Here is a 1,690-nt window from a genome sequence, read left to right as displayed (position 1 = left end):
CCCCTGTCGACGCTCCGCCTCCGGTGGGTGCGGACGTGGCTCTGGCGCCGGCCCCGGTCGTCGCCGAACCGGTCTACGTGCCGCCGCCGGCCCCGCCGATCGTGTCGAGCGGACGCTCCTCGGTGGTGGGAAGCTGGAATGCCAAGGACGCCACGGGCGCGACCTGCAAGGTCTCCCTGTCGAGCGCCCCCGCCCTCGACCTCTACAAGGCGAACGCCTCCGGCTGTGCCAACAAGGATCTGGCGAAGGTCACCGCCTGGGATTACCGCGACGGCGAGGTCTATCTCTACCAGCCCGGCGGGACCGTGACGGCCCGCCTGCGCCAGGGTGGGGGTGCGTTGGACGGAGCGCTCTCCAAGTCCGGCGCCTCGCTCGCCCTGGCTAGGTAAGGACTTACGTCATTGCATGAGAAAGCCCGCATAAAGTCTTGTCAGGGCTGAGTTTCAGGGCGTAACCCGCAGCCCCAGCAGCCAGGTATTGGCGCTGAAGCTCGACCCGGCGGAGCTGCTGTCGATCTGCTGGTAGATGTAACTGCCGCGCATGGAGAGCCAGCGGTTGAAGCGGTAGTCGAGCCGGGCGGTGGCGGAGAAGCCGCGCTCGGTGATGTTGACCCGGTCGTAGTCGCTGGCGAGGTAGCCGCCGCCCAGGGTGATCGACAGGTTGCGCAGGAGGTCGTGCTGCACCTCCAGCGTCACCGCCTTGGTCAGAACGCCGCTCGATCCCGCAACGGCGGTCTCGATGATGCCGGTGGCCGCGTTGAGCCGCACGGTGGTGAGCGGGCTCGCCGTCCAGATCAGGGCTGCGTTGACGATCGGGGCGGTGAGGTCCTTCAGGCCTGGATCGACATAGGTCCGGTGCTGGAGACCCGCCGAGACCTCGCCGCTGACGAAGCGGGTGAGCGCCACGCGGGCGCCGCCCGTGACCGTGATGCCGTCGGAATTCCGGCGGATCCCGTTGGAATCGGTGCGCAGGTCGTAGACGCGGGTATCGGCCAGGACATCGACGAAGGGCGAGATGACGGGCGAGATCTCGTAGGAGGCGCGCAGTCTCAACCCGTACTGGTTCAGGTTGCGGTCGCTCTGGTTCAGGATCGCCCCGTTCGACAGCGTCGCGCTCTCGAACTCCGACCGGTCGATGAGGCCGCGCAGGGAGACCTGCAGCCGGTTGAACGTCTCGGTGACGCCGATCGTCGTGCCGTAGCTCGCCACGATCGGGCGGTTCGACAGCGTGGCGTTGATGTCCGGCGAGCCCGGCCGCTGTGTCTCGACGAGGAAGCGGGTCTCTACGTCGACGGTGGTGCTGCGGTTGGCGTCGAGGCGCAGGCGAACCGTGCCAGCGCCATTGGGCCGGCTGGCGGCCTGGTTGTCGGGAAAGTCGAGATAGCCGCCGCGGAGTTCGCCCGCGAGTTCATGCGAGGACCAGTCGCTGCGGAAGGCGAGCTCGCCCTCGGTGCGCAGGGCGAGCGACCCCTTGGCGCGGTTGGCGGTGATCTGGTCCGGATTGGTGTCGTAGCCGACGCTCTGCTGGAACACCGGCAGGAACGTGAAGGTCCCGAGCTTGATGCCGAGGGGGGCATAGGCCTCGTCCACCACCAGCGGCCTGCGCAGGGCGGCGCCGAGGAAGGCGCCTGGCGTGCCGATTCCGGCCAATGGCAACAGGGTCAGGGACGGCGCCGGGGGCGGAGCGGGCG

2 protein-coding genes are annotated in these 1,690 nt (G+C 68.7%); one reads left to right on the top strand and one right to left on the bottom strand.

Annotation, left to right across the window (positions count from 1 at the left end; translation table 11 throughout):
• Window positions 1-389: AprI/Inh family metalloprotease inhibitor (locus tag FV220_RS24850; RefSeq protein ID WP_187273534.1), on the top strand; the 389-nt coding region annotated here is incomplete at its 5' end.
• A gap of 54 nt (window positions 390-443) precedes the next feature.
• Here FV220_RS24850 and FV220_RS24845 read toward each other — a convergent pair.
• A partial coding sequence (locus tag FV220_RS24845) for an outer membrane beta-barrel protein (RefSeq protein WP_147833569.1) occupies window positions 444-1,690 on the bottom strand: 1,247 nt, incomplete at its 5' end.

Source organism: Methylobacterium sp. WL19 (genome assembly GCF_008040005.1).
GTDB lineage: Bacteria > Pseudomonadota > Alphaproteobacteria > Rhizobiales > Beijerinckiaceae > Methylobacterium > Methylobacterium bullatum.
The sequence above is the reverse complement of the archived record's forward strand: the minus strand, read 5'-3'. Positions and strand labels throughout refer to the sequence as shown.